The sequence below is a fragment of the Brenneria goodwinii genome, assembly GCF_002291445.1.
GTDB classification, from domain to species: domain Bacteria; phylum Pseudomonadota; class Gammaproteobacteria; order Enterobacterales; family Enterobacteriaceae; genus Brenneria; species Brenneria goodwinii.
Genome location: NZ_CP014137.1, coordinates 393,214 through 416,325 on the forward strand (window position 1 = coordinate 393,214; position 23,112 = coordinate 416,325).

The window sequence follows — 23,112 nt, forward strand, 5'->3', positions numbered from 1 at the left end:
ACCTAATGCGCATGCCCATCGGCAAGAATTCCAGGAATATCAAGGTAGAAAAATTTTTATAATGAAGCACATACGAAATTTCTCCATTATTGCCCATATCGACCACGGTAAGTCGACGTTATCTGACCGCATTATCCAGATTTGCGGTGGTTTAACCGAACGTGAAATGGCTGCGCAGGTTCTGGATTCAATGGATCTGGAGCGCGAACGCGGCATAACGATTAAAGCGCAGAGCGTGACGCTGGATTACAAAGCTCTGGATGGTCAAACTTATCAGCTAAACTTCATTGATACGCCCGGACACGTCGACTTTTCTTATGAAGTTTCCCGTTCACTGGCTGCCTGTGAAGGGGCTTTATTGGTGGTTGACGCTGGTCAAGGGGTCGAAGCCCAAACGTTGGCGAACTGTTACACCGCGCTTGATATGGATTTGGAAGTTGTACCGGTACTGAACAAAATTGATTTGCCTGCCGCTGACCCAGATCGTGTTGCCCAGGAAATTGAGGATATTGTTGGCATTGACGCCACGGATGCGGTGCGTTGCTCGGCTAAAACCGGTGTCGGCGTGCCTGAAGTATTAGAACGTCTGGTGCGGGATGTTCCACCGCCGCAGGGAAGTGCGGATGAGCCGTTACAGGCGCTGATTATCGACTCCTGGTTTGATAACTATCTGGGGGTCGTTTCACTGGTGCGCATTAAGAATGGTTCGATGCGCAAAGGTGACAAAATAAAAGTAATGAGTACCGGTCAGATTTATAACGCCGACCGTCTGGGGATTTTTACGCCGAAGCGGGTTGATCGCGACGTGCTCAACTGCGGTGAGGTCGGCTGGCTGGTTTGCGCCATCAAGGATATTCTGGGCGCGCCAGTCGGCGATACGCTGACGTCGGCCCGCCAGCCGGCGGAAAAAGCGCTGCCGGGGTTCAAGAAAGTCAAACCGCAGGTTTATGCCGGATTATTCCCCATCAGTTCCGACGATTATGAAGCCTTCCGCGATGCGCTGGGTAAACTGAGCCTGAATGACGCCTCTTTGTTCTATGAGCCGGAAAGCTCGACGGCGTTGGGATTTGGTTTCCGCTGTGGTTTCCTGGGGCTGCTGCACATGGAGATCATTCAGGAGCGGCTGGAGCGTGAATATGACCTGGATCTGATCACGACCGCGCCTACGGTTGTTTATGAAGTTGAAACGACCAGCCACGAGATCGTTCACGTCGATAGCCCATCGAAACTGCCGCCGCTGAATAATATTCAGGAATTGCGTGAACCTATCGCCGAATGTCATATGTTGCTGCCGCAGGAGTATCTGGGCAACGTTATTACCCTGTGTATTGAAAAGCGCGGCGTACAGACCAACATGGTTTATCACGGTAATCAGGTTGCGCTGACCTATGAAATTCCGATGGCGGAAGTCGTGCTCGATTTCTTTGATCGGCTGAAATCGACTTCTCGCGGTTACGCGTCGCTGGACTACAATTTCAAGCGTTTTCAGGCCTCTGACATGGTGCGGGTTGATGTTCTCATCAATGGCGAGCGAGTAGATGCATTGGCTCTGATTACTCACCGGGATAATTCACTGTATCGTGGTCGCGAGCTGGTGGAAAAAATGAAAGATCTTATTCCTCGCCAGCAGTTTGATATCGCCATTCAGGCGGCTATTGGTAATCACATTATTGCCCGCTCAACCGTTAAGCAGTTGCGTAAGAACGTACTGGCGAAATGTTATGGCGGTGACGTCAGCCGTAAGAAAAAACTGTTGCAGAAACAGAAAGACGGTAAGAAACGTATGAAGCAGGTAGGCAACGTTGAATTACCGCAGGAAGCCTTCCTGGCTATTCTTCACGTTGGCAAAGACAACAAATAAATCCTGAGGAGTTGGCATGGCCAATATGTTTGCCGTAATTTTGGCGTTGGTAACGCTAATCACGGGAATTGTCTGGTGCTTTGAACGCTTTGTGTGGGCACCCGCGCGCCGGAAAAAATTTGCGGCATCAAGCGAAGCGGCGGACAGCGCCGAATTATCAAAAGCCGTTGCACAACCAGGATGGGTTGAAACGGTCGCTTCGGTATTTCCCGTCGTCGCGCTGGTTTTAATTGTGCGTTCATTTATCTATGAACCGTTTCAGATCCCATCCGGTTCAATGATGCCGACGTTACTGATTGGTGACTTCATTCTGGTGGAGAAGTATGCCTATGGGATTAAAGAGCCCTTCACTCAGCATACCCTCATTGAGACGGGTCATCCGAAGCGTGGCGATATTGCGGTATTTAAATATCCATCCGATCCCAAGGTTGATTTTATCAAGCGAGTGGTCGGTGTACCGGGCGATCGCGTCAGTTATAACCCTTTAACTAAGCAGGTTACGATTCAACCGGATTGCGATGGTCAGCAATCGTGTGATAAAGCGTTGGCAGTCACCTATAATAATGTTCAGCCCAGCGATTTCGTTCAGACATTTAATCAGCCTGAATTGGAATCCCGCAGCGGGTTTTATCAAATTCCGGTTGGTGAAAATAAAATCGATGGCGTGCGTATGGAAATACGTAAAGAGTCGTTGGGTAATGTGACGCATAATATTCTGATTGTTCCGGGAGTGCGGGATCAGCTCGGCGGATATTATCAGCAGTCGCAACAATCGCTCGCCACCTGGGTCGTACCGACCGGTCATTACTTCATGATGGGTGATAACCGCGATAATAGCCTGGATAGCCGTTATTGGGGGTTTGTACCGGAAAAAAATCTTGTTGGCAAAGCAACAGCAATCTGGATGAGCTTTGAAAAACAAGAGGGCGAATGGCCTACCGGGGTTCGGTTGAGCCGTATTGGCAGTATTCATTAATCAATGATAATAAACACGCAGCATTATTATGCTGCGCGTTGTAGAATATTTCCAGATATGAACGTGGGCTCCCGGTCGGGGGCCTGTGCAAACGAAACAGTTTTGGCTGAATACCCCATTGATTTCAATATGCAGGACGGCGGTAACGGGACGCATCCCGATAAGCCTGTCAATAAGCGGATTCGCCTCTGCAAATTGAAACATGACGTGTATAGCTGATATTAGCAAAGCAGGGCTGTTCCGTGTGCTGTTGTTTTTGACGCATTGTTGATCTATTGGTAACACATGAATCCCATCCTAATAAACCGTTTACAAAGAAAGCTGGGCTATACTTTTCAGCAGTACGAACTTTTGTTGCAAGCCCTGACACACCGGAGTGCCAGTAGTAAGCACAACGAGCGACTTGAATTTCTGGGCGACTCCATTCTGAGTTTTGTTATCGCAAATGCTCTGTATCATCGTTTCCCCAAGGTCGATGAAGGAGATATGAGCCGGATGCGGGCGACGTTGGTTCGCGGCAATACTCTGGCTGAAATCGCACGGGAATTTGAATTGGGCGAGTGTCTGCGCCTGGGGCCCGGAGAGTTAAAGAGTGGGGGCTTCCGTCGTGACTCTATTCTGGCCGATACGGTAGAAGCATTGATCGGCGGTATTTTTCTCGATAGTGATATCCAGACTATTGAGCGATTGATCCTGAATTGGTATCAAAGTCGCCTGGCTGAAATCAGCCCTGGCGATAAGCAAAAAGATCCTAAAACGCGGTTGCAGGAGTTTCTGCAAGGGCGTCACTTGCCGCTGCCAACCTATCTGGTTGTTCAGGTTCGTGGCGAGGCGCACGATCAAGAGTTTACTATTCACTGTCAGGTGAGTGGTTTTAGTGAATCGGTAGTCGGTACCGGTTCAAGCCGCCGGAAGGCTGAGCAGGCTGCGGCAGAACAAGCGTTGAAAAAACTGGAGCTTGAATGAGCGAAGAACAGACATACTGCGGTTTTGTCGCCATTGTCGGTCGGCCTAATGTCGGTAAATCTACATTATTGAATCAGCTGCTGGGGCAGAAAATTTCTATTACGTCGCGTAAGCCCCAGACGACGCGGCACCGTATTATGGGGATTCATACCGAAGGGCCGTATCAGGCCATTTATGTGGATACCCCTGGGCTGCATATTGAGGAAAAACGGGCAATTAACCGCCTGATGAATCGCGCGGCCAGTAGCTCTATCGGCGACGTTGAGCTGATTATCTTTGTCGTGGAAGGTACGCACTGGAACGATGATGATGAAATGGTTCTGAACAAACTGCGCGACCAGAAACACCCGGTTCTTCTGGCGATCAATAAAGTGGATAACGTAACGGATAAAACCAAGCTGTTGCCGCATATTCAATTTATTAGCCAGCAGATGAATTTCCTGGATGTGGTGCCGATCTCGGCGGAGAAGGGCACGAACGTGGATACGATCGCCAGCATTGTGCGTAAGCATTTGCCGCAGGCGGCACATCATTTCCCAGAAGACTATATTACCGATCGCTCTCAGCGTTTTATGGCTTCGGAAATTATCCGTGAAAAGCTGATGCGTTTTTTGGGAGAGGAATTGCCCTATTCAGTGACGGTGGAAATTGAACGTTTCGCAACCAATGAACGTGGCGGCTATGACATTAATGGTCTGATTCTGGTGGAGCGCGAAGGCCAGAAGAAAATGGTGATCGGGAATAAAGGCTCCAAGATCAAGACGATCGGCATTGAAGCGCGCCATGACATGGAAGAAATGTTTGAAACCAAAGTTCATCTGGAATTATGGGTAAAAGTGAAATCAGGTTGGGCGGACGACGAACGAGCTCTGCGCAGCCTGGGTTACAGTGAAGATTCGTAAGGCTGAAGCCGATGGAAGGCTGGCAACGCGCATTTGTCTTACATGGGCGGCCTTACAGCGAAACCAGCTTATTGCTGGACTTGTTCAGTGAGAGTGACGGTCGGGTTCGGGTGCTGGCGAAGGGTGCCCGGGCGCGACGTTCCAGCCTAAAAGGGTGTTTGCAGCCATTCACGCCGCTGTTGGTCCGTTGGAGCGGCCGCGGGGAAATGAAAACCCTGCGTAATGCCGAGCCAGTATCGCTGGCGCTTCCTCTTACCGGCATCATGCTCTATAGCGGTTTATACGTAAATGAGTTGCTTGCCCGCGTCCTTGAACATGAAACCAACTATTCCGCGCTTTTTTTTGATTATCTCAATTGCTTGCAACAGCTAGCTTCTCAGCATGCATCGCCCGAGCCGGCGCTGCGTCGTTTTGAGCTGGCTTTGTTGGGAAACCTGGGGTACGGGGTGGATTTTCTGCATTGCGCGGGAAGCGGCGAGCCGGTGGCTGATACCATGACCTACCGGTATCGTGAAGAGAAGGGGTTTGTCGCCAGCCTGATCGTCGATAACAATAGCTTTACCGGCTATGAACTGCGAGCGCTTGCGTCACGTGAATTTCCCGATTCAGCAACGTTGCGGGCAGCCAAGCGTTTTACGCGTATTGCGTTAAAACCTTACATCGGCGGTAAGCCGCTGAAAAGCCGTGAACTGTTCCGCCAGTTCGTACCCAGGTCTGATTTACCTAAAACCCCGTCTTCAGATAAATAATCCTGCTTCCACTGTACCCAGAAATGCGCTCATCGGTGTAAACTGCCTCGTAATACGCATTATTTTATCGAGGATTTATTATGTCTGAGCTGTTGTTGGGCGTGAATATTGATCACATCGCAACCCTTCGTAATGCCCGTGGTACTTCTTATCCTGATCCTGTCCAGGCGGCGTTTTTAGCTGAACAAGCGGGCGCGGACGGAATTACGGTGCATCTGCGTGAGGATCGACGCCATATCACCGACCGTGACGTTCGTATTCTGCGAAAAACCATTCAAACGCGTATGAATCTGGAAATGGCAGTGACCGAGGAAATGGTGAATATTGCCTGTGAGTTGAAGCCCCACTTTTGCTGTCTGGTGCCTGAAAAACGTCAGGAAGTGACAACCGAAGGCGGGTTGGATGTTGCCGGTCAGCAGGAAAAAATGAACGATGCCGTTGCCAAATTACGTCAGGCGGGAATTCAGGTTTCTCTGTTTATTGATGCTGATAAAAAACAAATCGATGCGGCTGTCGCCTGTGGCGCGCCTTATATTGAAATTCATACCGGCGCCTATGCGGATGCCGTTGATGAACAGGCCCGCCGGCATGAGTTTGAACGTATCCAGACAGCCGCTGCCTATGCGGCAAGCAAAGGGTTAAAAGTGAATGCGGGTCATGGCCTGACATACCACAATGTACAACCTATCGCGGCTTTGCCGGAAATGCATGAACTGAATATCGGTCACTCAATCATCGGACGCGCGGTCATGAGCGGATTGAGCGGCGCAGTGGCTGAAATGAAAGCGCTGATGCGGGAAGCTCGTCGCTAATGGCGATCCTTGGACTCGGGACGGACATCGTCGAGATTGCCCGTATCGAATCTGTGATCGAACGTTCAGGAGAACGACTGGCTCGTCGTATTCTGACAGAAAGCGAGTGGTTGCAATACCAGGAGCATCAGCAGCCGGTTCGCTTTCTCGCCAAACGCTTTGCCGTAAAAGAGGCGGCGGCCAAGGCTTTTGGCACCGGAATTCGCAATGGATTGGCTTTTGCCCAGTTTGAGGTTTTTAACGACGAACTGGGGAAACCCTGTCTGCGCTTTTTCGCCAAAGCAGCCGAATTGGCTGCCCGCATGGGGGTAAAGCATGTGCATGTCACATTAGCTGATGAACGACGTTATGCCTGCGCGACGGTAATTATCGAGGGTTAAGCTTAGAGTTTGTCCGCGTGGTGCATTAACACATACTTTTCCCACAGTTGATCATGGCCTTCCTGATGTTCGGGATCCTTGATGATGGTATTGTCGATCGGACACACTTTCTGACAGGTCGGCGTGTCATAATGTCCGACACACTCTGTGCAACGTGTTGCATCAATTTCGTAGATGTCCATTCCCATTGATATAGCCTGGTTTGGGCATTCCGGTTCACACATGTCACAATTGATACATTTATGGGTGATAAGTAACGCCATGATAATCTTCTACCTTACAAACAGGGCGCAGATTATACCTGCTGAAGGCCGTTTAAACACCTGCAACTGTGATTGATGTGCGAAGTTACGGGGTAAAATGGCCATCTGTTCGTTAAATTGTTTTTGAATTTATCCTTTAGACTATACATATCGACTGATATGGCCGCGGTTACATGGTTTTAATCTGTTGATTTAAAAATCAAATTAAGTTAATTATGATGTTGATCTTCATGTTCTCATTGTAATATGAGCATGGAGCCTCTGTATTGCCGATAAAGTTTGTGCCTGGGTCGTCGGTAACGATGCAACCTGTATGATGTAGTTTTTAATAATTAACAATGTCAGTCTAATGGCGGAACTCATAGTGCAGCAGGAAGGGAATGTTAATCAGTTTGGGCTATTATTTTCTCAGCAAGGGGATGCTGAACCATTGGATTCTGATTACTGGAGCCAATGCCAACGGCGGTATACCTTTCAGCCAATTTACCGAACATCAGGTAAACTTATGGCTATTGAGTTGTTAACCTCAGTTTTTTCCCCAACGTTGCCACAAAAACCAATTTCTCCCGAAAAATACTTTGCCAATATCAATGTCGAAGAGCGCTTACGGATTATTGTGGAACAGTTGCAGCTTTTATCGCATTGGAGCTTGCGCTTCATCCGTGATGATCTGCTAGCGTCAGTCAATATTGATGGTATGACGCTGCTTGCTTTACAGAAGAGCCACGAAGCGAAGCGTCTTATCTCTTCCATGCCATGGATCCGTTTTGAAATGGTGGAGAATCAAGGAGGATTGCCAAAAGAGGCATTAACGAAACTCCCGGAAGCACAAACCTTATGGCTGGATGATTTCGGTTGCGGAGTAGCAAATTTTTCCTCATTAATGCTAGCGCAATATGACTGTATCAAAGTTGCCCGTGAGCTCTTTATTTTGTTGCAGCAAAGTGGGGAAGGTCGTGAGGTTTTTCCGGCGTTAATCACTTTACTTGCCCGTTTTTGTAATTATGTTGTTATCGAAGGAATTGAAACGCAGGAAGAATGGGCTATTGTTAAGTCTTCCTCCGCAGATGCCGCACAAGGATATTATCTTTCTCGTCCCCAACCATTTGATAACTTTGAGGCGCTAAAAACAGAGTTCTAAATAAAATAGAGCTATCTATTTTTATTAACATTTAATGGTGTGTCTACAATACCAAGCACAATCCACTCTAAATCTTTCTTTATTGATCTTTTATTTCCTCTCTTAATTACATTAATTTATTTAATTTTTTGTCGACCGTGCGAAATGATAGGTGCTTAGTGATAATAATTTCTTATGATTATAAAACATATATTGCTTTGTTAATTTTGTTAAGTTTATTTCTTTGTGCTAATTATGTTGTTATTTTTAGTGATTTATTTTATTAATAAATTTATTTATGGAATTAATATCTGACTATTGTGTTAATAGTAATCGTGTTTGGTGATATTGTTAATCGTTTTTTGGGTTTGTTTAATGTATTGATTTTAAATAATAAAAAAATCAATGTTTGTTATGAACGATCGAAAATTGCATTACGATAGATTTTTCTGATTAAAATAATGATATCTATTGGTATAATTGATTTGATTACGGGAGATTGATGGTCAAAATGTACCTCAATGCTAGGCATAGAATATTTATTAATTCCATTAGAGAAACTTATAACGCAAGCATTACTAATATTAAATTAAAACACTTTTTTGAGGTTTGTAGACCTCATTTGCACACAGTGATATGCGGGGTTTTTATGTTGATGTTCCTATGTTTTTGAATCATCTGGTCGTCTGGCGCATTTTTTCTTTTATCCTTTCTGCTCTCCGGAAATGTGCCGATTCTCTTGCAAAACAGCAGGGTCAGGGAAAGTGGCTGTTATCGGTTTTTTTTGTTGCCTATGCTGTGACTTGCACGATCAGGACCTCTCGGGCCTGAGGAGAGTGTTATTGTGTATGAAATTATAATAACCATATTGTCATTGCTGCTATTGTACGCTTCTATAAAGAATAGAAAAATTAAGAAAAAGTTGAACGCAGAGCAGCAAAAACAAGATTTTTTGAACATGATGTTCTTTGCAACGGAATATAGCCCCGCTTCCATTATGATTGCGGATGAAAACTGTGAAATTGTTTATGTCAATCGTCAGTTTGTCGCCATGTCTGGCTATATGCCCGATGAAGTGATTGGCAAAAAAACGAATATATTAAGCTCTGGTATGACTAACGCCAGTGTCTATGAAGATCTTTGGTCCACTTTGAAAAGAGGGGAAGTTTGGAGCGGCGAATTTGTTAACCGTCGAAAAGATGGACAGTTGTTTTGGGAAAAGGCCAATATTGCCAAGATTCATAATAAGACCAATGATTCAACGCAATACGTCGGGGTTAAGCTTGATATCACGGAGAGAAAAATCCAGGAGCACCACGATAATTCCTATAACCGGGCATTAGAGCTTTTATCGAGTGGGGCGCCGTTAAAAGACATCCTTGATGCAATCATATTTAGTGTGGAAGAGAAAAATCCCGGTCGTATCGTCTGCTCGGTGTTGCTGGTTGATAAAGAAAAAAAATGCCTGACCTTAGGGTCTGCGCCCAGTCTGCCCGGCTTTTATAAAAATGCTATTCATAATGTTAAGATTGCAGATGGTATCGCTTCATTTGGGACGGCGGCTTATACCGGAAAACGTGTGATAACAGATGATATCTCCGTCCATCCTGACTGGTCTCTGCATAAGGGGCTGGCTCTGTACGCTGGTTTACGCTCATGCTGGTCCGAACCTATTTATGGGCAGAACAAAGAGGTATTAGGTGTATTAAGCGTTTATCACCGCAAGGTGTATGTACCTAATGAGGAAGAAATATTTTCGATTGAGAAGTCGGCGCAATTAATATCCATCGCCATAGAACGCTATCGCGCTATTGATATGCTGCGACGGAGTGAAGAGCACTATCGACAGTTGGCGCATTATGACTCGTTAACGTCGTTGGCGAACGGTTTAACGTTTGCTGAACAAATGGAACAAGCTATATTGCTGTCTAAGCAAACAGGCAGAAAGATTGCGTTGATGTTTCTCGATCTTAACAAATTTAAGCAGATAAATGATTCCTTCGGTCATGCCGTCGGCGATCTGTTATTAAAAGAGGCGGCAGCGCGTATGCGTGAAGCCGTAAGAGACTCAGATACGGTGTATCGGCGCAGTGGCGATGAGTTCATTATTCTGTTGCAAGGCATCAAGGAGGTGGATAACACGTTGTACGTTGCTGAAAAAATTCATCATGCGTTAAATAAACCCTTTTTTATTGAAGGGAAGGAAATGGATATCTCCTGTAGTATCGGGATTGCGCTCTATCCAGAGCATGGCACGGATTCTTTAACACTCGCCATTAATGCTGACTCGGCAATGTATCAGGCGAAAGCGATGGGGCGTAGTCAGACGCAAATTTATCATGATTTGAATAATCGTTAGTAATGCAATAATAGCAATCAAAAGCATTAATTTTAAATTAATATACCTATCTATATATCATCATAATGTTTATTTCTGGTACCGCAGTGCGGTTTCGGTATCAGATAGAATTCGTTCATAAGTATAGCTTGGGGAAATCCCTCTTTTCCATGCTATGAAATTATTAATGTGCTTTTTAACTTAATTGTTGCCGTAACGTTTATTGCGGCAGCATCAAAGATAACGTTGTTGATATGAATTATAGATATTACTGGTGTCGAAGGGAACTAAATTGAATAAATTTTCACTATATATAGGGCATAGTAAGAATCGTGTCATTATCCGTGTATATAGTCGGGTATAAGGTGAATCCCTTGTCTCTCATTGACGCTAAAATAGTTATGTTTGTTAATAATTATTAAATATTTCTAATGTAATGTTTGCATGTAAGTTGTTTCGTTAATAGCATAATGGTTTCATTTTGTCTTGCATATATTTGTGATGTTCATCAAATTTTAATAAAAACTTAACTCAAATTTATTGAGTTAAGTCCCGAATTTAGATTAGGATTCGCTTTGTCTTGAGAGGGTAACATAAGGGGAATTTCATTATTACCCTTGGGCATTAAGTATAAGCAAATAATCTGATCCGGCGCTCTGTTGAATTATTTACCCAGCGGTGCGGGTTGATTGTGTGCGGATATTTTTTAACTAATATTAATTTTTAAGGAATGAAAAATGATACGTAAATTATTTAAGTCATTAAAGAAGGATGAGCGCGGCGTATCGGCTCTGGAATATGCCATTCTGGCAGGTGTAGTTGTAGTTGTGGTTGTCGCTGCTCTTGGCAAGTTTGGGACCAAGCTTGAAACAGCATTCGATAATCTGGGTACTAAGGTTGTGACTCAGGTTAACGAAAAATAGTTTAATTGTTATTAATGCTTTTATTAAAGCTAATTATTACCGCGTTATTAATAGCCCTGTTCGGGCTATTAATGCGTGCCGATTTGACGCGACGATGTTTGCCTAACCGCTGGATAGGTTATTACGCTCTGTTATTTCCTATTTATGCCTGGATTCAGGAATTGAATTGGGTTCAATTTGCTATTCACGGTTTATTCGCCATCGTTATTTTTCTGCTGTTGCTGTTGCCTTTTTTACGCGGCGGCATCGGCGGTGGCGATGTCAAGTTGGGCGTGGTAGTGATGTTGTGGGCGGGGCCGCAGTCGGCGGCCTCCGTACTGGTGGCGATCGGTCTGGTGGGTGCGCTGCTGGGCATTGCCGGATGGCTGGCGGACCTGCTGGCGGATAGAACGCCGCAAGTTACGTCTGATATTCCAGCTACAAAACAGCCCTTGTCGCCTGGCTATGTTCTGTCGGCGCGGCGCGGGGTGCCTTATGGCGTCGCATTGGTGGCCGGAGGGATAACGGCGTTAATCAGCCATGGCTGGGGTTTAATGCCTTAGCCCATCTTCCATCCGACCGTAGGTTTTGTTAACGACAGGTCGCTTTCTTCAGCCATCTGATCATCAAGCCGGGAGTGGCCTGTTGATGTCTTCAGTATTGAAATTTGCCTTAATTCTGCTTGCGGCGGCAATGCTGGCCGCGGTTGCCCGCATCTGGTTTGTCAGTAGTCAGAATGCTGCCGCGCCGCAGGAAAAGCAGGTGCAAGTACGCGTTGCCGCTGCCGATTTGCCGGCCGGATTGCTGCTGCGCGAAGGGGATCTGAGCTGGAAAGCCTACTCCGAGGGAGAAGAGCCTAAAGGTGCGCTGCGTGAAGGCAGTACCAGCGCCAATCTCAATGGCGCGTTGGTGCGCAAGCCGTTGTCAACCGGCGCGCTGATTCTGGACAGCGATGTTATCCGCCCCGATGCCCCGGGTTTTCTGGCTGCGGTATTAAAGCCGGGCATGCGCGCCGTTTCCGTGCCGGTGGATGAGGTTTCCGGCAATGCCGGACTGATTCAGCCGGGGGATTTTGTCGATATTATTCTGACCCAGAAGCTGAACCAGCAGGAAAACAATCACAACAGCAATACGCGGCAGGTGGTGAGTGAAACGGTGGTGGAGCGGGTGCGCATCATCGCCGTGGGGTCGAGTATCCAGCGCCAGACTGAGGATAACGGTAAAGCCAACCGCGCCAGAACAGTAACCGTCGAGGTGGCGCCACGTGCCGCCGAAGCCGTTACCGTGGCGGCACAGTTGGGCAATCTCTCCATGGCGCTACGCAGTTTTGCGTTGAAAGATCGGGATGCGGGAGATCAGGATGATGCGCTGAACGCAACGGCCTCGGTCGTGGCGTGGGACAGTACTCGCGGTAAGGAAAGTCGTCCGGTTTGGGGCGGCGATGTTTCCCGCGCGTTAGGTGCCGGAGAACATGGGGCGCCAGCATCAGATTCGGAAGGGAAAATCACTCCGCCGCGATCACAACGGGTGATCATCATGCGCGGCAGTCAACGTCAGGAACAGGAGTTTGACACCTATGCTCGCTAGAATTTCATGGCATATGTTGGTGCTGGCGCTGGCCGGCTTATTATTGGGCGTGTCTGTTAAGACGCAAGCGATGACGCTGTCCGTTGGCGCGGGAGAATTGATTAACGTATCCGGCGATATGGCGTCGGTATTCGTGGCCGATCCGGATATCGCCGATGTTCAGTCGCCGACGCCCGGCTCGGTGCTGGTGTTGGGCAAACGAGTGGGCACCACATCGCTGTACATACTGGATAGCGCCGGTAAGCAACTGGCAAGGCGTACCATTGTGGTAAGGCATAATCTGTCTGAGGTACAAACCACATTACGCCAGCGTTTTCCGAAACTGCGTCTGACGCTGACCTCGTCGCCAGGTTCGATCATGGTGGCTGGCCAGGTGCCTAACGCTGAAACGGCTGAGGCGATTGCCCGTACCATTCGTCCCTATCTGAGTGAGAAAGATGAGCTGCTTAACCAGTTGGCGATCGCCAGCCCGGTGCAGGTGCATTTGCGGGTTCGGGTCACCGAAGTGTCGCGTTCGGTCACGCAACAACTGGGGGTGAACTGGGAAGTGCTTTCCAGTCCGGGGAACTTCCTGCTCGGATTGGGGGGATTAAGGGATTTTGCTTCAACCAACACAACTACAGGCGTAACGACCTATACTCGCGCCTCCAATAATTATGGTGTCATCGGCGGGTTCAAGTCGGGCAGTACTTCGGTTGAGGCCATGGTTGACGCGTTAGATCAAGAGGGACTGATCAGTATTCTGGCTGAGCCCAACCTGACCGCGGTTTCCGGTCAAACCGCCAGTTTCCTGGCCGGTGGGGAATTCCCGGTGCCGGTTAGACAGGAGTCGGATACCACCACCGTCGAATTCAAACCGTTTGGCGTCGCGCTCGATTTTACTCCCACAGTGTTGGGGGACGATCGCATCAGTCTCAAGGTTCGTCCTGAAATCAGCGAGATCGATACCAATAACAGCATTGTGGTGGATGGGCTGAGTGTTCCCGGCATCTCCGTGCGACGGGTGGAAACCACGGTTGAGCTGGCCAGCGGGCAGAGTTTCGCCATCGGCGGGTTATTACAGAACAACGTCAGCGATGTGCTTTCCAAAGTTCCCGGCCTGGGCTCTATTCCGGTGCTGGGCAAGTTGTTTTCCTCTTCGGATTATCAAAACAATAAAAGCGAACTGGTGGTTATTGTGACGCCGTATCTGGTGCGTCCGACCGCCGCCAACCAACTGGCGACACCGCTGGATAGCATGAGAGCCAATTCCGATATCGAATATATCGTGAATAAAAAGACCGGCGTCGATCCTTTGCAGAATAAGGTTCCCCGTTTGACGGGATCGGCCGGTTTTGTCTATTAGCGCTTCACTGTCGCAGATACCAAAGGGAGTATGAGGATGGTTATGTTTAGCGAACTGCGTCGATATCTCGTTTTACTGTTTATCGGCGGGGCGATAGGCGTGCTGGCCGGCTGTAGCTCATGGCAGCAGGATAATGACGGTATGCCGGATGTTTCCTCTATCAAGCTGCAACAGCGAGGTAAAGCGTGGGTGGCGGTTCCCCCGGATTGTCAGAGCATGCTGCAACCTAAGCGTGACTGGCGGGATAACGATCGCTGGCGGATCGCGTTTGGCTGCGCGACTTACACCAATCTGGCGGTTAGCCTGGCGCGTCCGCAGGATCTGGCGGCGCCGCGGCGGTATAGCGGTATGCAGGCGGATGCGGCGGCGCTGTCGGTAACACGCTATCGCGAAAATAAAGTTGAACCACTGCGGGAAACCGAGTCCACAGAGAAAACCAGCGATTAAAACGGATACGAACATATGAGTGTTCTGGGTGATAAAGAGCGTGGTGAACTGCGCGTAGTGAATTTTGCGGCCTTTGTGCTGGATGCGGACAGTAAAGAGGAATTAACTCGTTTTCTCAAAACCAGTACGGTAACCGATAGCCGGGTCGAGCGCGGCAATATTGACGATGCCATCGACTGGCTGAAGAAAATGGGCCGTTCGCCCCAGCGTCTGCTGGTGGATATATCCGGTTCCAGCGGACCGCTGGATGAACTGGATCGGCTGGCCAATGCCTGCGAGCCCTCAGTGCAGGTGTATGTGGTGGGGGATCGTAACGATATCGGGCTTTATCGCAATCTGTTGCAGCGCGGCGTGCAGGATTATCTGGTGAAACCACTGGGAACCGAATTGCTGCGCCGGGTGTTGGAGGAAAACGATCATAATCCGGTACGGCAGCGGCGGCTGGGCAAATCTATCGCGGTCGTCGGTACCCGTGGCGGCGTAGGTACGACCAGCGTTGCGGTGCATTTAGCCAGGCAGCTATCCGCCGGCGGCGCTCATCGGCGCGTGGTTTATATCGACCTCGATTTTTACGGTGGTTGCGGCATTAGCATGTTAGGCCTGGCGGGAGGAAACGCGCTGGTTGAGATCCTGGGAAATGTCAGTCGGCTGGATCTCCAGTATCTGGAACGAACGCTCAGCACCGCGGATAACCGCCTATACGCGCTGGGCGCCGAACTGGATTATATGGAACCCTATGAGGCGACGGAAGGGGTTTTGGGGGAATTGCTGACGACGCTGAGCCAGCATTTTCACTATGTCGTTCTGGATGTGCCGCAGCGGGGCGGAAGTCTGGCGTCAGAGGCTTTTTACCATGCCAGCTTGGCCTGTATCGTTGCGGAGCAGTCGGTCTATTCGGCCAGAACCCTGGTTCGGCTGGCGCGCCATATTGAGGCACACCCTAATCCGGCGACGGTCTACAACATTTTGAATCAGCCACAGCCGTTGAATCGCAATAAAGTTAATAACAACGATTTTATTAAGACGGTGGATCTGCCGGTTGCGGTACAGATCGGCTATGACGCCCAGTCCTTGTCGCTGGCGGAAAATCTGGCGGAAGACCTGCCGGAGCGCAGCGAGTTCGCCCAGGGAATAAAACAGCTTGCCAGCATCTTGACCGGCGAAGCGCAAGGTAAACCCAAAACGGCATGGTGGCCGTCTCTGAGTCTCAAGAGGTCTTCATGAGTTTTGGCCGTAAACCCGTAGAGCAGGTCAATGTATCGCCGCCAGATGAAATCATACCGGCAACGGATGTTCGCGAGCAGAGCAAACCAGCTAATGATGTTCTGACCGATCGGGAGACGCTGTTAGACAAGGAACCGCCGGTGGCGACTTACCGTTTGTCGGGCAATGCGGATACGGTGGTGCGCTCCGTACATTATGCCCAGATACGGCAGACCGTCTTTGCCACCATCGATGTCTCCAGCGCACTGCAACGTACCCGTGATGAGGTGCGGCTCGATGTGGAAACGATCATCGCGGAAACCGTGGTTGCGGAAGGTCTGGCGATGACACAAAGCGAACAGAAGCTAATGGGACAGGAGATCCTCAATGACATGTTCGGCGTCGGGCCGATTGAGCCATTGTTACAGGATGACACCATTTCCGACATTATGGTAAATGGTCCGGATCAAATTTATGTGGAGCGCTTTGGCAAACTGGAGCTGACGCCGCTGAAATTTCGCGATAACGCGCATGTGGTCAGCGTCGCCCAGCGTATTGCTTCATCGGTGGGGCGGCGGGTGGATGAAAGCAGCCCGATGGTGGATGCCCGTCTGGCTGACGGCAGCCGGGTCAACGTGATTTTACCGCCGTTGGCGATTGATGGCGCGTCGATCTCGATTCGTAAGTTTTCGCGTAAAAATCTGACGTTGCAACGGCTGGCGGCGAAAGGCAGCCTGTCCCCGGCGATGGCGCGGGTGTTGGAAATTGCGGCGGCCAGTCGGCTCAATATTCTGATTTCCGGCGGAACCGGGTCGGGGAAAACCACCTTGCTCAATGCGCTATCGCGTTTTATCTCGGTTTCCGAACGCATCATTACCGTGGAGGATGCGGCGGAACTCCAGTTGCAGCAGCCGCATGTATTACGGCTGGAAACGCGGCCGGCCAATCTGGAAGGCAGCGGCAAAATAACGCAGGGAGACCTGGTGCGTAATGCCCTGCGTATGCGGCCGGACAGAATCATTCTGGGGGAAACCCGCGGCGCCGAGGCGCTGGATGTGTTACAGGCGATGAACACCGGCCATGATGGTTCGATGACCACCCTGCACGCCAATAATCCGCGCGATGCCCTGATCCGTCTGGAAAGCATGGTGATGATGGCAAACGGCAATCTGCCGCTCTATTCCATCCGTCGCCAGATTGCCAGCGCGGTACATATGATTGTTCAGGTTGAGCGTATGCGCGACGGCACAAGGCGCATTACCAGTATTACCGAACTGGCGGGCATGGAGGGCGATGTTATCGTGATGCAGGAACTATTCCATTTCAGCTATGACGCCGGCGCTTACGACGATGAAGTCCGAGGCACTTATGATAGCAGCGGCATGCGGCCCATTTTTGCCGAGCGTGCCCGCTATTTCGGCATGGAAACGGCACTATTGGAGGCGATGCATCCATGAGCGTGGCCGATGTTATCACCCTATTATGCTTTGCCTTTGCTGTGCTGCTTGGGCTGGCGATAATGATATTGATGGATGTGCTGCACCGCCGATCCGCCGTGCGTATCCGCCAGAGATTGAAAGAGATCACGGGTTTATCGCGCCATGTTTCACGTCAGAAAATATTGCAGGATCTGGAACGAGCGCAGACGGAGGCGCGCCGCTATCGGCGGCGCAAGGCGATGGGAACCTTGGGTTACTATTTTAACCGGCTCGATACCGTTGGCGGGCATCAGGGTAGCCGGGTATTGTTTGGCGCCGTACTGGCGACGCTGTTGTTGATGATCCTGTTGTTATTTCTCGGTTTTATCCCTACCACATGGTGGAGCGTACCGGCCGTGCTGTTGCTGGCGCCGCTGGCGGTTGCCGTTTTCCTTTACCGTAGACAGGTGGCGCGTTTTCAGGTCAGGTTCCTTAGTCAACTGTCGGATGCCATGGATTCGATTACCCGCGCCAGTCAGGCCGGGATCCCGGTGGTGCAATCCATTCGCAACGTCGGAGAGCACTTCAATGCCCCGCTTGGGCCGGAGTTTCGCCGCATGGGTGATAGCCTGCTGCTGGGCAATGATATTCAAGAGGTCATGGATGATGCGGTGCTGCGTATTGAATTGCCTGATTTTGCTTTTTTCGCCGTTTGCCTTTCCCTACAGCGGGATACCGGCGGCTCGCTGGTAGAAGCGCTGGATAACTTATCCGGCATTATCCGCGCCCGGCGCGACCTGCGCTTGAAAACCAAGGCCATGACGGCCGAAGGGCGCTTATCCGGTATGGTTTTAACCATGCTGCCTTTCTTTATCGCCGGCGCTTTGTTCGTGCTTAATCCTAATTATATTAGTGTGTTATTCGAAACGCCGACAGGACAGAACCTGCTGTGGGCGGCGGTGATTATGCTATTGCTAGGGGTGATCTCGATTCGCAAGATTGCCAGCATGGAGGTCTGACATGATTCTGCTGCAACTGAGTTCCCTGCTGTTTGCCGCGTTAGGCGTTGGGTTGTATCTGTACGCCCGTACCAGTCGCCGGGCCAGACTCACGGAACGTATGCGTAGTGAAGTTATACGCAAGAGTACGCAGCAATCGGTATTGACGCCGGCAGGGCAGCGCCGACGGCTGGCCCAGCGTTTTATGAGCGCACTGAATTCGATCGGCCGGTCTGTCCCTCTGTTCAGCGCCGCCCAGCGCACGGAAATTGCCGGAAAACTGGTATCCGCCGGATTTCGTAACCCACAGGCGTTGATGGTAATGATTGCGTTGGCGCTGCTATCAACATTGGTATTGCTGACGTTGGTGGCGGTGTTTGTCTGGCCTTTGCTGGAGGAGCAGCGAATTTACGGCATATTGCTCTGCCTGGTGGCGGTCTACCTGGGCCTGCTGTTGCCGCGTGTGCTGCTGGACAAGATGGTGGTGCGGCGTCAGCGCATGATTCAGCAAGGGTTGCCGGATGCGCTCGACCTGTTGGTGATCTGCACCAATGCCGGGCTGGGGCTAAACAGCGCGATCCATCGGGTGGCGGTGGAAATCGAAGCCGTCTGTCCGGCGCTGGCGGATGAGTTGCGTTTAACCTCGGGCGAATTGCAGATCAGCAGTGATATCGAAACTGTACTGAAACGGCTGGCGCAACGCACGGGGCTGGAATCGATTCATACCCTGGTGAATACCTTGCTGCAATCCCGCCAGTACGGTACGGCGATCACCCAGGCGCTGCGTATTCTGGCTCGTACCGAACGTACCGCCAGGATGATGAGGCTGGAAGAGATTGCCGCCAAACTGGCGGTAAAAATTACCTTGCCGATGATGCTGTTTATTCTGCCCACGGTGTTGATTGTGGCGGCGGGACCGGCGGTATTGGGATTGATATCATTTTTTGCACAGCAACAATAATGAAAAAACAATGGAAAGGGGAATACCGATGGACGGTAAATACCGAACGGTGATGGTGCTGGTTTTAGTGACGTTGCTTACGGGGTGCTCGGCTTTTTACCAATCTGCACAGCGAATCGATAAGCGTGTTCAAAGCCAGTCTGAGTTGGAGTCCGGCGATTTGCGCATCGCTTCCAGCGCGTTGCAGAGCGGGGATTTTACTATGGCGATGTCGATTTATAGCCGTTTGGCGCAGAGCAATCCAGGCGTTGTCGCTGTCTGGATGGGGCTGGGGGATGCCCATTTCCTCCAGGGGGAATTTGGCGCGGCCAATAATGCCTATGTTAAAGCGCAACAGTTGGATCCGAAAAATATCGATGCCTGGTTAGGACCAGCTCGGATCTTGGTTCGGCAACGTAATCTGCCGGAAGCCATCGCCCGTTATCAGTCAATTCTCACGCGTTTTCCCAATAATTCCCGGGCGTTGTCCGGATTGGGGGTCAGTTACGATCTGACTGGCGAGCACAATCAGGCGCAGAGCACCTACCGACGAGGGCTACAGATTTATCCCGACGATACGGCGCTACGCAATAACCTGGGATTATCGCTGGCGCTTGATGGCAAACCGCGCGAAGCGATCAATGTCCTGTTGGGGACTAATGGTGTGTCCGGCAAGCTGCCGCAGGAGCGGGATAATCTGGCGCTGGCCTACGGCATGCTGGGACGGGATGACGCCGCCGAAGATATTCTGATGAGCAGCCAATCACAGGATAGGGTGCAGGATAATCTGGCGTTTTATCGCTACCTGCGCCAGAGCATGGGGCAATCCGGCGCGGTGGATAGCTATGAATAGCCTGCGTCAGTTACGCTCGCGTTTGCGTCGTAACCAGCAGGGCGTCACGGCGCTGGAGTACGCGCTGGCGGCGCCGCTGTTGCTTGCGGTAATCTTCGTCGCCATTGAGGTGGCGTTCATTATGCTGGCGGACGCGCATCTGGATGTGGCCGCCAATCGGGTGGCGCGTATGGGGCGCCTCGGTATCACTGGGGAGTGCCGGCAGGCGGTGCGTAAGGTGATGAAAGATACCCTGTCAGTCTGGGTCAGCAGCGACAGTGCGATGTACACCGATGTCAAGATCTATACCCCTGAGGGCGATAATTCGTTCAGCGATATTGATAGCGACAATTATACCCCGGAGTGCAATAGCGGGGGGCGGGGGGACATGGTGATCTACCGTCTGGGGTTCGATCGCCCCGGCCTGACCGGGTTTATTTCCTGGCTGGGGTTGAGCAAGGTGCGATTCGAGCGGGTCGTCCTGATCCAGAATGAGTGAGAAACTTAGTAATGAACATTTTTTCCCATTTTTGGCAATGTAGTATTCAACCGATAGTACGGCGTTTCCGGCGTGACAACCGGGGCGTAGTGGCGGTTGAGGCAGCATTACTTATTCCTATTGGGGTATTTGTCATTATCGCCTCATGGGAGTTGTACCAATATTTCAGAACCGCTGCGGTGGTGGACCGCACCGCATTTCTGGTGGCCAACAGCCTGTCCATGCAGCGTGAGCTACATGGCGGTACCGACTGCACGCTGGCAAATTCTGTGTGCACCTATAACACCATTGCTTCCGATTTAATGACGCCGCTCGATTATAAAAGAAACGGCGGCATAGTTATTAGCCTCTATGCGGTTGAAACCGATGACGAAGGTGATAATCCGGCATGGAAAACTAAGCCTGAGTGGCCTTCAAGAATCTATCGGGGGAGAGAGAATACACGCAACGTGGCTTCACTGCTTACGCCTCCGGCGGGGTTCCCTGCTCCTGCCGTTAACGATACGGTGATCGCGGTGGAGATTTTTTATGACTACACCCCGTTTGCCATCAGTTCGGCATTCTGGCAGGCGCTGGGCGGTGAAAAGCAAATTGTCAGCACGGTATTTTATCGTCCGCGTTTCAGTGCGTTGCGTGATCTGAAATGACGACGGAAGGGAGGGAACCATGATCATACTAAAGCGGTTTTTGCTTACCCTGCAACGGGATCAGCGCGGGGCGGCCGCCTTGACCTATCTGCTCTGTTTCCCGCTGATATTACTAGCGTTGCTGGGTTCTATCGACTTTATCCGCTATAGCATGGCGCAGGGTAAATTGCAGAACGCGTTGGATACGGCGGTGATTTCCGCCGGGCGTAATCTGGACACTTTTACGCCGTTTCCCACCGGTTCTGATGAAGAACTTAAGTGGCGCGCCGACGCCAAAAGTTACTTCTTTAGCAATATGCCGCAGGGCTTTCTCGGTAGTTCCATTACGGAAGATAATGTGGTCATCAACTACAGTGTGGAAACTGATGGATCAGGTAACGCCACTGGAGCACAACTTGTTTCGATGACCGCTACCGGCACCCTGCCTCTGCTGGTGACGGGGATGATTAAGAAAACCGCGTTTAACCTATCGGCGACCAATGGGGCGGTACGCCGTACCCGCAGCGATCTGGAGATGGTGCTGGCATTGGATAATACCGGGTCAATGGCGAATGAGAATCGTATCGCCACGCTGAAAACCTCCGCGGCGCAACTGGTGGATACCGTATTGGGCGCGGCGCAAGCTCAGGGGGGCAACAGCCAATCCTTTATTGGCATCGTTCCATTTGCCGACACCGTATATATCGGTCGGGAAAAAGTTCGTTGGTTGTCGTCTGATGCTCGGTCTCTTCCTTATATTGCCGCCGACGAGCTCTGGGGCGGTTGTGTGGTAGAACCTTATGTTAATAATACTTTTAAAGCCGAGTCAGGATTGCCGGGCAGTTTGGAGCCGTTGATGACCGTTGGGACATTAAGTGAGGCCAATGGGTTAAAGACAACCGCTTATCTAAAAAAGCTTGATGCGCCTGATGCCAAAGACTATCGAATTTTGCCAGGTTCAAAGCCAAAGATTAGCGGCAATCGCAGTATCAGCGCGGAGCTTGAAGATGAATCTGGCAATATTATCCCTAAGTTCGCCTTTAATTCGGAGTATCTACAATGGCAGTATGGTTTCGTCAGAAGTAATAACTGTCCGCAGAGCCGGGAGATGCTGTTCCTGTCTAATAACGTTGGCGAGTTAAAGAATAAAATCAATGCAATGACAGTGGATGGACGCACAATTATCCCGCTGGGATTATTGTGGTCGTGGCGCATGCTGGACCCCAGCTGGCGCGGCGCTGATGGCTGGGGAAATAACGACATGCCGCGCGATGCCGCGATTGGTCTCAATAAAGTGATTGTTCTGCTGACCGACGGCAATAACGGCCTCGATCCGATAACCAATAAAGCCAGTACCAGCGTCGGTGTGGTGATTGACGGCGAAAGGGATATACCGGTGGATTACACCATCAGCTATCAATACCAGTTTAAAAAATCGAAAAATAGCGCGTGGTCGACAGACTCTGCCAGTCACACCTTTCATATTGACAAACTGAATGACGATAATACCCCTTACTTTACCTGCGGGCCCATTTGTGCGTACGCCAACAGCTCTGACTTCAACTCACTTCGCGTCGGCGGCGAAACCGAGTTGAGCAACAGCAGTACGGAAATAAAACCCTATGGCAAACTGTTTCAGTCTGGGAGCGATTGGCAGGTAGGTAACACCACCCTGAATAATCTAACCGCTCAACTCTGCAACAATATCAGAGCCGGGGGGATTACCATCTACACGGTGGTGCTGGGCAGCGGCACCAATGCTAGCACGCAAACACTGATGCAGAATTGTTCCAGCGGTACTGGCAGCCATTATTTTAACGCCACTAATGTGAACAATTTGCCGGCGGCGTTTGCCGCCATCGCCGCGTCCCTCACCGAACTGCGGCTTACTGAATAAGTCATTAAAAGGAACGTTATCAAATTCAAGCCGCGTTCGCTCAGAAGGCGG

General features: G+C 50.3%; 23 protein-coding genes. 22 read left to right on the top strand and 1 reads right to left on the bottom strand.

Annotated features, from left to right (window positions below; genetic code table 11):
- Positions 1-61 precede the first annotated feature (61 nt).
- The 7 genes from lepA to acpS all read left to right on the top strand — a co-directional run bounded on the left by lepA (position 62) and on the right by acpS (position 6,646).
- Positions 62-1,861, top strand: a complete 1,800-nt coding sequence (lepA, locus tag ACN28R_RS01895) for a translation elongation factor 4 (RefSeq protein WP_048637830.1) — start codon at positions 62-64, stop codon at positions 1,859-1,861.
- 16 nt (positions 1,862-1,877) lie between these two features.
- Positions 1,878-2,837: a signal peptidase I gene (gene lepB / locus ACN28R_RS01900; RefSeq protein WP_095833404.1), complete on the top strand. Its 960-nt coding sequence runs from the start codon at positions 1,878-1,880 to the stop codon at positions 2,835-2,837.
- A gap of 285 nt (positions 2,838-3,122) precedes the next feature.
- Positions 3,123-3,803 carry a ribonuclease III gene (gene rnc, locus ACN28R_RS01905; RefSeq protein ID WP_048637832.1) on the top strand — a complete coding sequence of 227 codons (681 nt, stop codon included), beginning with the start codon at positions 3,123-3,125 and terminating at the stop codon, positions 3,801-3,803.
- Entirely contained in the window at positions 3,800-4,705 is a 906-nt protein-coding gene (gene era / locus ACN28R_RS01910; RefSeq protein ID WP_048637833.1) for a GTPase Era, read from the top strand. Before rnc ends, era begins: the two co-directional genes overlap by 4 nt.
- Positions 4,706-4,716: 11 nt before the next feature.
- Entirely contained in the window at positions 4,717-5,454 is a 738-nt protein-coding gene (gene recO / locus ACN28R_RS01915; RefSeq protein WP_095833405.1) for a DNA repair protein RecO, read from the top strand.
- A gap of 80 nt (positions 5,455-5,534) precedes the next feature.
- The gene (gene pdxJ / locus ACN28R_RS01920) at positions 5,535-6,266 is read left to right on the top strand and encodes a pyridoxine 5'-phosphate synthase (RefSeq protein WP_048637835.1); all 732 of its coding nucleotides are present in this window, start codon (positions 5,535-5,537) and stop codon (positions 6,264-6,266) included.
- On the top strand, positions 6,266-6,646 hold the full coding sequence (acpS, locus tag ACN28R_RS01925) for a holo-ACP synthase (protein ID WP_048637836.1): 381 nt from the start codon (positions 6,266-6,268) through the stop codon (positions 6,644-6,646). Before pdxJ ends, acpS begins: the two co-directional genes overlap by 1 nt.
- A gap of 2 nt (positions 6,647-6,648) precedes the next feature.
- On the opposite strand, the gene ACN28R_RS01930 is transcribed toward acpS, so the two are convergent.
- A complete protein-coding gene (locus ACN28R_RS01930) occupies positions 6,649-6,909 on the bottom strand; it encodes a YfhL family 4Fe-4S dicluster ferredoxin (RefSeq protein ID WP_048637837.1) in 261 nt (86 codons plus the stop codon).
- 349 nt (positions 6,910-7,258) lie between these two features.
- Between ACN28R_RS01930 and pdeH the strand changes: the two genes are divergently transcribed.
- The 15 genes from pdeH to ACN28R_RS02005 all read left to right on the top strand — a co-directional run bounded on the left by pdeH (position 7,259) and on the right by ACN28R_RS02005 (position 23,061).
- Positions 7,259-8,050 (top strand): cyclic-guanylate-specific phosphodiesterase, encoded by a 792-nt coding sequence (pdeH, locus tag ACN28R_RS01935; protein WP_072065848.1) that lies wholly within the window; start codon positions 7,259-7,261, stop codon positions 8,048-8,050.
- A gap of 823 nt (positions 8,051-8,873) precedes the next feature.
- Entirely contained in the window at positions 8,874-10,388 is a 1,515-nt protein-coding gene (locus ACN28R_RS01940; protein ID WP_095833406.1) for a sensor domain-containing protein, read from the top strand.
- Between the two features lie 716 nt (positions 10,389-11,104).
- Positions 11,105-11,290: a Flp family type IVb pilin gene (locus ACN28R_RS01945; RefSeq protein WP_222103763.1), complete on the top strand. Its 186-nt coding sequence runs from the start codon at positions 11,105-11,107 to the stop codon at positions 11,288-11,290.
- A 14-nt stretch (positions 11,291-11,304) separates the two neighbouring features.
- Entirely contained in the window at positions 11,305-11,832 is a 528-nt protein-coding gene (locus ACN28R_RS01950) for an A24 family peptidase (protein WP_095833407.1), read from the top strand.
- Between the two features lie 85 nt (positions 11,833-11,917).
- On the top strand, positions 11,918-12,856 hold the full coding sequence (cpaB, locus tag ACN28R_RS01955; RefSeq protein ID WP_095833408.1) for a Flp pilus assembly protein CpaB: 939 nt from the start codon (positions 11,918-11,920) through the stop codon (positions 12,854-12,856).
- Positions 12,846-14,201, top strand: a complete 1,356-nt coding sequence (locus tag ACN28R_RS01960) for a type II and III secretion system protein family protein (RefSeq protein ID WP_220701789.1) — start codon at positions 12,846-12,848, stop codon at positions 14,199-14,201. The genes cpaB and ACN28R_RS01960 overlap by 11 nt, the downstream gene beginning before the upstream one ends.
- A 42-nt stretch (positions 14,202-14,243) precedes the next feature.
- Positions 14,244-14,648 (top strand): CpaD family pilus assembly lipoprotein, encoded by a 405-nt coding sequence (locus ACN28R_RS01965; protein WP_072065945.1) that lies wholly within the window; start codon positions 14,244-14,246, stop codon positions 14,646-14,648.
- A gap of 15 nt (positions 14,649-14,663) precedes the next feature.
- On the top strand, positions 14,664-15,872 hold the full coding sequence (locus tag ACN28R_RS01970) for a CpaE/TadZ family protein (protein ID WP_095833410.1): 1,209 nt from the start codon (positions 14,664-14,666) through the stop codon (positions 15,870-15,872).
- Positions 15,869-17,308: a CpaF family protein gene (locus ACN28R_RS01975; RefSeq protein WP_236840173.1), complete on the top strand. Its 1,440-nt coding sequence runs from the start codon at positions 15,869-15,871 to the stop codon at positions 17,306-17,308. Before ACN28R_RS01970 ends, ACN28R_RS01975 begins: the two co-directional genes overlap by 4 nt.
- Entirely contained in the window at positions 17,305-18,288 is a 984-nt protein-coding gene (locus ACN28R_RS01980) for a type II secretion system F family protein (RefSeq protein ID WP_095833412.1), read from the top strand. Before ACN28R_RS01975 ends, ACN28R_RS01980 begins: the two co-directional genes overlap by 4 nt.
- A gap of 1 nt (position 18,289) precedes the next feature.
- Entirely contained in the window at positions 18,290-19,228 is a 939-nt protein-coding gene (locus ACN28R_RS01985) for a type II secretion system F family protein (protein ID WP_095833413.1), read from the top strand.
- Positions 19,229-19,256: 28 nt separating this feature from the next.
- On the top strand, positions 19,257-20,060 hold the full coding sequence (locus ACN28R_RS01990; protein WP_183096836.1) for a tetratricopeptide repeat protein: 804 nt from the start codon (positions 19,257-19,259) through the stop codon (positions 20,058-20,060).
- The gene (locus ACN28R_RS01995; RefSeq protein ID WP_095833415.1) at positions 20,053-20,538 is read left to right on the top strand and encodes a TadE/TadG family type IV pilus assembly protein; all 486 of its coding nucleotides are present in this window, start codon (positions 20,053-20,055) and stop codon (positions 20,536-20,538) included. Before ACN28R_RS01990 ends, ACN28R_RS01995 begins: the two co-directional genes overlap by 8 nt.
- A gap of 11 nt (positions 20,539-20,549) precedes the next feature.
- On the top strand, positions 20,550-21,185 hold the full coding sequence (locus ACN28R_RS02000) for a TadE/TadG family type IV pilus assembly protein (protein ID WP_145957953.1): 636 nt from the start codon (positions 20,550-20,552) through the stop codon (positions 21,183-21,185).
- A gap of 19 nt (positions 21,186-21,204) precedes the next feature.
- Positions 21,205-23,061, top strand: a complete 1,857-nt coding sequence (locus ACN28R_RS02005) for a TadE/TadG family type IV pilus assembly protein (protein WP_095833417.1) — start codon at positions 21,205-21,207, stop codon at positions 23,059-23,061.
- Positions 23,062-23,112: the final 51 nt, after the last annotated feature.

Bases quoted from the DNA above. Each gene is read 5' to 3' on its own strand.
- ACN28R_RS01950 (WP_095833407.1), top strand. From the start codon at position 11,305: ATGCTTTTATTAAAGCTAATTATTACCGCGTTATTAATAGCCCTGTTC.
- cpaB (WP_095833408.1), top strand. From the start codon at position 11,918: ATGTCTTCAGTATTGAAATTTGCCTTAATTCTGCTTGCGGCGGCAATG.
- ACN28R_RS01980 (WP_095833412.1), top strand. From the start codon at position 17,305: ATGAGCGTGGCCGATGTTATCACCCTATTATGCTTTGCCTTTGCTGTG.
- ACN28R_RS02005 (WP_095833417.1), top strand. From the start codon at position 21,205: ATGATCATACTAAAGCGGTTTTTGCTTACCCTGCAACGGGATCAGCGC.
- lepA (WP_048637830.1), top strand. From the start codon at position 62: ATGAAGCACATACGAAATTTCTCCATTATTGCCCATATCGACCACGGT.
- ACN28R_RS01965 (WP_072065945.1), top strand. From the start codon at position 14,244: ATGTTTAGCGAACTGCGTCGATATCTCGTTTTACTGTTTATCGGCGGG.
- ACN28R_RS01930 (WP_048637837.1), bottom strand. From the start codon at position 6,909: ATGGCGTTACTTATCACCCATAAATGTATCAATTGTGACATGTGTGAA.
- acpS (WP_048637836.1), top strand. From the start codon at position 6,266: ATGGCGATCCTTGGACTCGGGACGGACATCGTCGAGATTGCCCGTATC.
- era (WP_048637833.1), top strand. From the start codon at position 3,800: ATGAGCGAAGAACAGACATACTGCGGTTTTGTCGCCATTGTCGGTCGG.
- rnc (WP_048637832.1), top strand. From the start codon at position 3,123: ATGAATCCCATCCTAATAAACCGTTTACAAAGAAAGCTGGGCTATACT.
- ACN28R_RS01960 (WP_220701789.1), top strand. From the start codon at position 12,846: ATGCTCGCTAGAATTTCATGGCATATGTTGGTGCTGGCGCTGGCCGGC.
- ACN28R_RS01975 (WP_236840173.1), top strand. From the start codon at position 15,869: ATGAGTTTTGGCCGTAAACCCGTAGAGCAGGTCAATGTATCGCCGCCA.
- pdeH (WP_072065848.1), top strand. From the start codon at position 7,259: ATGGCGGAACTCATAGTGCAGCAGGAAGGGAATGTTAATCAGTTTGGG.
- ACN28R_RS01945 (WP_222103763.1), top strand. From the start codon at position 11,105: ATGATACGTAAATTATTTAAGTCATTAAAGAAGGATGAGCGCGGCGTA.
- ACN28R_RS01985 (WP_095833413.1), top strand. From the start codon at position 18,290: ATGATTCTGCTGCAACTGAGTTCCCTGCTGTTTGCCGCGTTAGGCGTT.
- ACN28R_RS01970 (WP_095833410.1), top strand. From the start codon at position 14,664: ATGAGTGTTCTGGGTGATAAAGAGCGTGGTGAACTGCGCGTAGTGAAT.
- ACN28R_RS01995 (WP_095833415.1), top strand. From the start codon at position 20,053: ATGAATAGCCTGCGTCAGTTACGCTCGCGTTTGCGTCGTAACCAGCAG.
- lepB (WP_095833404.1), top strand. From the start codon at position 1,878: ATGGCCAATATGTTTGCCGTAATTTTGGCGTTGGTAACGCTAATCACG.
- recO (WP_095833405.1), top strand. From the start codon at position 4,717: ATGGAAGGCTGGCAACGCGCATTTGTCTTACATGGGCGGCCTTACAGC.
- pdxJ (WP_048637835.1), top strand. From the start codon at position 5,535: ATGTCTGAGCTGTTGTTGGGCGTGAATATTGATCACATCGCAACCCTT.
- ACN28R_RS02000 (WP_145957953.1), top strand. From the start codon at position 20,550: ATGAACATTTTTTCCCATTTTTGGCAATGTAGTATTCAACCGATAGTA.
- ACN28R_RS01990 (WP_183096836.1), top strand. From the start codon at position 19,257: ATGGACGGTAAATACCGAACGGTGATGGTGCTGGTTTTAGTGACGTTG.